The sequence below is a fragment of the Mesorhizobium sp. M2A.F.Ca.ET.042.01.1.1 genome (assembly GCF_003997405.1).
GTDB lineage: Bacteria > Pseudomonadota > Alphaproteobacteria > Rhizobiales > Rhizobiaceae > Mesorhizobium.
Genome location: NZ_RZRX01000318.1, coordinates 1 through 5935, shown reverse-complemented (window position 1 = coordinate 5935; position 5935 = coordinate 1). Strand labels below are relative to the sequence as shown.

The window sequence follows — 5935 nt, the reverse complement described above, 5'->3', positions numbered from 1 at the left end:
CGGCATCGGCATGATCCTCGCCGTCGCCTCCGGCCAGGCGGCGCAGGTCGCGGCGGTGCTGCAGGAAGCCGGCGAGACGGTGACGCCGATCGGCCGGATCGTGCCGCGTCGCGACGCCGGCGTCATCTACAGGGGCTCGATCGGCCTATGAGCAGGAAACGCACGGTCGTCCTGATCTCGGGGCGCGGCTCCAACATGACGGCGCTGATCGCGGCCGCCGCCGATCCAAGCTATCCGGCTGAAATCGTCGGTGTGATCTCCGACCGCGCAAACGCCGCCGGCCTCGGCATCGCGCAGTCGCGCGGCATCGCCACCAAGGTCATCCTGCGCGCCGACCATCCGAGCAAGGACGCTTTCGACGCCGCGATCGACGCCGCGCTCACCGGCTTCGGCGCCGAGATCGTGGCGCTTGCCGGCTATATGCGCATCCTCGGCCGCGGCCTTGTCGAGAAATGGCAGGGGCGCATGGTCAACATCCACCCTGCCCTGCTGCCCGCCTTCAAGGGGCTGGACACGCATGCGCGGGCGATCCGCGCCGGCGTGCGCATCCATGGCTGCTCGGTGCATTTCGTCACGCCGGAGATGGATGACGGCCCGATCATCGCGCAGGCCGCCGTGCCGGTGATGGTCGGCGACAATGAGGACACGCTTGCCGCGCGCGTGCTGAAGGCCGAGCATCGGCTCTATGCGCTGGCGCTCGGTCTCGTCGCCGAGGGCAAGGCGAGCATGGAAAAGGGCCACACCGTGCTTGCCCATTTCGCCGACGACGCCGACAACGCCAGCTCGGTCGTGATGGCGCCGGACCCGCTGCGCGAGGAGACGGACCTGGAGCAGCTGGCGCGGATCACGCCGTAGAGGCTGCTTCTCGAAAATCGGATAGGCAGCATGCTCGACAAATCCGTCATAGCTGGCTTGCTCATCTCATCTGCTCTGGTCGCCGGGATGCCATGCGCAGCGGCGGCTGACCAGACCGGCAGTTGGACGGTCACCGGCAAATGCAAAAGGTTAATCGTTCGTAACGAGAAGATGACCGACGCCTGCACTGGCGAAGTGACTCAGACAAGGAATGCCGACGGCACTGTCACCTTCCGTTTTTCGGATGGTCGGAACTGGCTCACCTTTCGCGGCAAGCAGGCAACGACTAAGCTGTGGCAAGGGTACAAGACTGTTGTCGACGTCGATGGCGTTTCGTTCGGCAAAGTCGGCGAGGATCCCGAATTCACAACAAAGGTCGGAGGGGCGCAGTGTTCGCTCGGTGCACCCTATCGTGGGGTGGGAATCGTCGGATGCACGGCCACCGTCAGCTTCCAAATGTGGGCGGCCACCGTTGAAACGGACGGTCGGCTTCCGATGCCTGATAGCGAATATATCCGGCCGACTCTGTCCAAGCCCTAGCAGATGGAGGATTGACCATTGAGACCCGTCAGCGGCAGTTCATGGCAATCAAGCAGCGCAGCGATTGATGAGGCATCGCATCCGATTGCGAGCGATGCCGCAACTGCGCGGCTGCGCAAAGCCTGGATGGAGGGGCTCGAAAGCGCACCATTCGCCGCATTCGACATCGAGGCGATCAAGAAGAAAGCCCGCATCAAACTTGGTGGCAATCCTGATCCTGAACAATGCCCGTGAAACAGCTCCTCATCCTGCGCCACGCCAAGTCGAGCTGGGACGATCCGGCACTTGCCGATTTCGACCGGCCGCTTGCCCCACGCGGCTTGAAGACCGCGTCGTTGATGGGACGGGAGCTTGCCCGGCGCGGCTGGCTGCCCGACCTCGCTTTGGTCTCGCCGGCACTGCGCGCCCGCGACACCTGGCGGCTCGTCGCCCAGGAACTGTCCGGACATACGCCGGCGCAGTTTGCCGAGGAGCTCTACGAAGCAGCAGCCGGCGCGATCCTGGCGCAGGTGCGGCAGGCCAAGGCGACGAATCTGCTGGTGATCGGCCACAATCCCGGCCTGCAGCAGTTTGTGTTGCGGCTGGCCGGCGCCGGGTCGGATGAGAGCGTGTTCATGAAGATCGAAGCGAAGTTTCCGACGGCGGCGCTTGCGCGGTTCACAGTAAAGGGCGACTGGGCGAATCTGGATTTCGGCGGCGCGCGGCTGACGCATTTCGTCAGGCCGAGGGATTTGGAGTAGACCCCGAAGCTGCCAATCTTCCGCCGCAAACGAAGGCGGCGGAGCAAGCCGCCGCCTTCGGCGATCCTGAGACGTGAAACCTCAATTGCCCCAGATGCCCTGGCCCGGATCAGGCCAGGCCTGCGACGGCGCCGATCCGGTGGTCATCGAGGTGTCGACATTGGCTGGCTTGGCGGGCTCGTGCTTGCGTACCGAGGCGGTGAGCCCGCGATCGATGCCGGCGGTCGGCTGGTTGACGTTGTCCGCGCCATAGTGATCGCTGCCGGCGAAGGCAGAACCCATGCCGAGAAGTATGGCTGCGGTGGTAAGGACGATCCTGGTCATTGCAAAAGTTCCTTCGTTAAAAGTGTGGAGGTCTTTAGGCGATCGAAGCGGCGTCAGCGGCCCCACAGGCCGTCGTCGTTGTGCCGGGCAATGATGTCGACGACGGTCCGGCTGGTTGCGGCCGTCACCGGAGCCTGGTGATGCGCCGTGCCGCGCTCGCGGATCGAGCTGGTCATCATGTGATCGGCGCTGGCGGCCGGCTGCTTGGCGCCGTCGGCGCCATAATGGTCGCTGCCGGCAGAGGCGCTGCCCATGGCAGCGGCGAGCACGGCGGCCGCGACGAATGCGGTCCTGTTCATCTCAATGTTCCTTGTCCTGTCGTTTCATCGGCGGCGCCTTGGGAGGATGGCCCCGCTGCCGACAAGACCCGGAACAGTCCGGATTTATTCCCGATCAAGATTTCGGCTTCCGCGACCGCTTACCCCGATTGGGATCTCGCAAAATTGCCTGGTCGAACGCACGGAAAAGCCCGGGCCAACGGATAGCCGGCTCCACAAAAACAGAGCGGCGGGACAAGCCCGCCGCTTTGAGTTTATCGAAGATCGGGACCGATCAATGGCTGCCGAAGAGGTTGCGGTCCGCGCCTTGGGTCAGGGGCTTCTGGACATTCGCATCAGACTTCTTGACCGAAGCGGTGGACGACGTGTCGACGGAAGCGGCCGGCTGGTTGGCGTTGGCCGAACCATAGTTGTCCGAGCCTGCGAAAGCGGCACCGGTGGCAACGAGAAGGGCGGCGGCGGCAAGAGCGATCTTGGTCATTTGAGTTGCTCCAGATTTGAGAATTGAGGTTACGGTTGATTGGATCCGAGCCGCTTAGCGGCCCCAGATGCCCTGGCCCGACTGCGGCTGGTTCTGATCAGGCGTGATGTGGAAGTCGCGCTGTTCGAACTTGTCGAGCTTGCGGATCGAACCGGTGATGCTGTTGTCGACCTTGCCCGCGGGAGCGGTCACGGCCGGCTGATTGACGTTGTCGGAACCGTAATGGTCGCTGCCGGCAAAAGCGCCGCTCGTGGCGATGAGGAGGGCAGCAGCGGCAAAAGCAATCTTGTTCATTTCAGGTACTCCAGATCTCAAAAGTCGTGTCCGTCTAGTGGCGTGCCGTGATGGAAATTCGCGTCGCTCGGACCACCCCGAGATGGGTCGGCCCTATTGCCATTTCCAATCACGTAAAGTTGTGAACCGAACCGTTCGGTTCGATCTTGAAATTCCATGAAAGGCTAAGCGGCCAGGCTCTTATCCTTTCATATCAATAGGTTGCGGCGATCACCCGTCGAGATGCCAGTCTGACGGGACCTGCCAGCGTTCACCACGGCTACACGAACCGTCAACATTAATTGAACCGAACGGTTCGGTTTTATCACTTGCACGACCGGGCAAGCGGCCCCGCAGGCATCATGACCGGGATGGCGGCCGCCGGGAAACCGCGTTTGCCTTGCGGGCGGATCGATACTATCGGTTGCCTCAGGGAACCAATTCGGACGCCGCCCGCCACCTCGGCGAAGGTCGGCGCCGTTGGGAGGAAACAGCGAACGAACGATGCGGCTGCTGCTTGTCGAGGACAATCGCGAACTGGCCGATTGGCTGAGCAAGACGCTGCGCCAGGCGAGCTATGTCGTCGACGTCGTGCATGACGGCGAGGATGTCGAGCATGCCTTGGCCGCCGGCGATCACGCTCTGATCATCCTCGACCTTGCCCTGCCCCGCATGGGCGGCATGGAAGTGCTGAAAAGGCTGCGGGCGCGCGGCAACCCGGTGCCGGTGATCGTGCTCACCGCCAATGCCAGCCTCGACGGCCGGGTCAAGGGCCTCAACGAAGGCGCGGACGACTATCTGGCGAAACCCTTCCAGATCGAGGAGCTGGAGGCGCGCATCCGCGTGCAGCTGCGCCGCGCCAACGACCGCACCGCGCCGGTCATTTCCTGCGGCGACCTCGTCTTCGACACCAACACCCGCCTGTTCTCGCTTGCCGGCGCGACACTGTCGCTGACGCCGCGCGAGCACGCGGTGCTGGAGCAACTGGTGGTCAAAGCCGGACGCACGGTGAGCAAGGCGGCGCTCTCGGCGGCGATCTACGACTTCGACACCGACGCCGACCCAAGCGCCATCGAGATCTACGTGCACCGGCTGCGCAAGAAGCTCGAGGGATCGCGCGTCCAGATCGCCACCTTACGCGGCCTCGGCTACCTCTTGCGTCACGACGATCCGGCGCCATGAGAATCGGCAGTCTTCGGATCGGCAGCCTTCGGATCCAATTGCTGACTTGGGTGGTGTTGCCGCTGGCCGGTTTGGCCGCCATCAATCTGTGGACCAGCCAGCGCAACGCCCTGGCGACGGCGGACCTCGTCACCGACCGCATGCTGGTCGGCTCGGCGCGCGCCATCGCAGAGCAGGTGGCGATGGCCGACGGCGTGCTCGACGCCACCGTCCCGCCGGCGGCGATCGAGATGTTCGACACAGGCGACCGCGACAGCGTCTATTATCGCGTCGAGACCGCCGGCGGACGGTTGCTGACCGGCTATCCCGACCTGCCCGTGGCGTCGGAGCGGGGCAGCATCGAAGCCTCCTATCGCGATCATCCGCTGCGCCTGGCGACGCTCAGCCATGCGGTGATCGGCGCCGGCGCGGATTCGCCCATCAAGGTCACGGTCGGCGTCACGCTCGCCGGCCATGACGCGATGGTGAAGCGGCTATGGCTCAGCGCCTTCGCACAGCAGCTTGCCCTGGTGGCGATTGCCGGCGTGTTCGTGCTGCTTGGGCTGCGCCGCGGGCTGGCGCCGCTGATCCGGCTGCGCGACGCCGTGCGTTCGCGCAGCCGCAGCGATCTCGAGCCGGTCGAGGTTCCGGGCGCGCAGAGCGAGATCCGGCCGCTGATCGAGGCACTCAACGCCTATATGCAGCGCGTGCGGGCGCAGATGGCGGCGCAGCGGCGCTTCATCGCCAATGCCGCGCACCAGCTGCGCACGCCGCTGGCGCTCCTGTCGACACAGGCAAGCTATGCGTTGCGGGAGACCAAGGCCGACCGGCGCCAGGAGGCGCTGGTTGCGCTGCAGACGAGTTCCGGCAAATTGGCGCGGTTGGCCGAACAGCTGCTTACCTTGTCGAGAGCGGAACCCGGCAGCCGGCGGCCGCGCGCCGACCGTATCGACCTCACCGAAGCCGCCCGCCAGGTGCTGGAAGCGCAGGCGCCGGCGGCGATCAAGCGCGATATCGACCTTGGCCTCGATGAGAACGGACCGGTGCCGGTGATCGGCGACGGCACGATGCTGCGCGAGATGATCGTCAACCTGGTCGACAATGCGCTGCGCTATTCCAGGCCGGGCGGCAGCGTCACGGTAGCGCTCTCCGCCTCGAGTGGCGAGGCGGAACTCACGGTCAGGGATACCGGTCCGGGAATTCCACCGGAAGAGCGGGAGCATGTCTTCGAGCGCTTCTACCGCCTCCCCGGCTCGGCGGAGGAAGGCAGCGGCCTCGGGCTC

At 64.9% G+C, this 5935-nt stretch carries 10 protein-coding genes and 1 pseudogene; 7 read left to right on the top strand and 4 right to left on the bottom strand.

Features of this window, described 5'->3' with window-relative positions; all coding sequences use genetic code 11:
* From EOA23_RS36690 to EOA23_RS30475, 5 genes and pseudogenes are all read left to right on the top strand, one after another.
* Positions 1-151 (top strand): annotated as a pseudogene (locus tag EOA23_RS36690) (phosphoribosylformylglycinamidine cyclo-ligase); the annotation flags it as partial.
* Positions 148-855, top strand: coding sequence for a phosphoribosylglycinamide formyltransferase (purN, locus tag EOA23_RS30490; RefSeq protein WP_127306854.1), 708 nt, complete (start codon positions 148-150; stop codon positions 853-855). The pseudogene EOA23_RS36690 and the gene purN, both read left to right, overlap by 4 nt.
* A gap of 30 nt (positions 856-885) precedes the next feature.
* The gene (locus EOA23_RS30485; protein ID WP_127306853.1) at positions 886-1395 is read left to right on the top strand and encodes a hypothetical protein; all 510 of its coding nucleotides are present in this window, start codon (positions 886-888) and stop codon (positions 1393-1395) included.
* An 18-nt stretch (positions 1396-1413) separates the two neighbouring features.
* The gene (locus EOA23_RS30480) at positions 1414-1629 is read left to right on the top strand and encodes a hypothetical protein (protein ID WP_127306852.1); all 216 of its coding nucleotides are present in this window, start codon (positions 1414-1416) and stop codon (positions 1627-1629) included.
* The gene (locus tag EOA23_RS30475; RefSeq protein ID WP_127306851.1) at positions 1620-2135 is read left to right on the top strand and encodes a histidine phosphatase family protein; all 516 of its coding nucleotides are present in this window, start codon (positions 1620-1622) and stop codon (positions 2133-2135) included. Before EOA23_RS30480 ends, EOA23_RS30475 begins: the two co-directional genes overlap by 10 nt.
* Positions 2136-2216: 81 nt before the next feature.
* Here the strand turns inward: EOA23_RS30475 and EOA23_RS30470 are convergent, their stop codons facing one another.
* The 4 genes from EOA23_RS30470 to EOA23_RS30455 all read right to left on the bottom strand — a co-directional run bounded on the left by EOA23_RS30470 (position 2217) and on the right by EOA23_RS30455 (position 3512).
* Positions 2217-2459, bottom strand: a complete 243-nt coding sequence (locus tag EOA23_RS30470; RefSeq protein ID WP_127306850.1) for a DUF680 domain-containing protein — start codon at positions 2457-2459, stop codon at positions 2217-2219.
* A 53-nt stretch (positions 2460-2512) separates the two neighbouring features.
* The gene (locus tag EOA23_RS30465) at positions 2513-2758 is read right to left on the bottom strand and encodes a DUF680 domain-containing protein (protein ID WP_127306849.1); all 246 of its coding nucleotides are present in this window, start codon (positions 2756-2758) and stop codon (positions 2513-2515) included.
* A gap of 253 nt (positions 2759-3011) precedes the next feature.
* A complete protein-coding gene (locus EOA23_RS30460; RefSeq protein ID WP_127306848.1) occupies positions 3012-3218 on the bottom strand; it encodes a DUF680 domain-containing protein in 207 nt (68 codons plus the stop codon).
* Between the two features lie 54 nt (positions 3219-3272).
* Positions 3273-3512, bottom strand: coding sequence for a DUF680 domain-containing protein (locus EOA23_RS30455; protein WP_126061759.1), 240 nt, complete (start codon positions 3510-3512; stop codon positions 3273-3275).
* 483 nt (positions 3513-3995) lie between these two features.
* On the opposite strand from EOA23_RS30455, the gene EOA23_RS30450 reads away from it, so the two are divergent.
* Positions 3996-4673, top strand: coding sequence for a response regulator (locus EOA23_RS30450; protein WP_126061760.1), 678 nt, complete (start codon positions 3996-3998; stop codon positions 4671-4673).
* Positions 4670-5935: sensor histidine kinase (locus tag EOA23_RS30445; protein WP_145966523.1), on the top strand; the 1266-nt coding region annotated here is incomplete at its 3' end. The genes EOA23_RS30450 and EOA23_RS30445, both read left to right, overlap by 4 nt.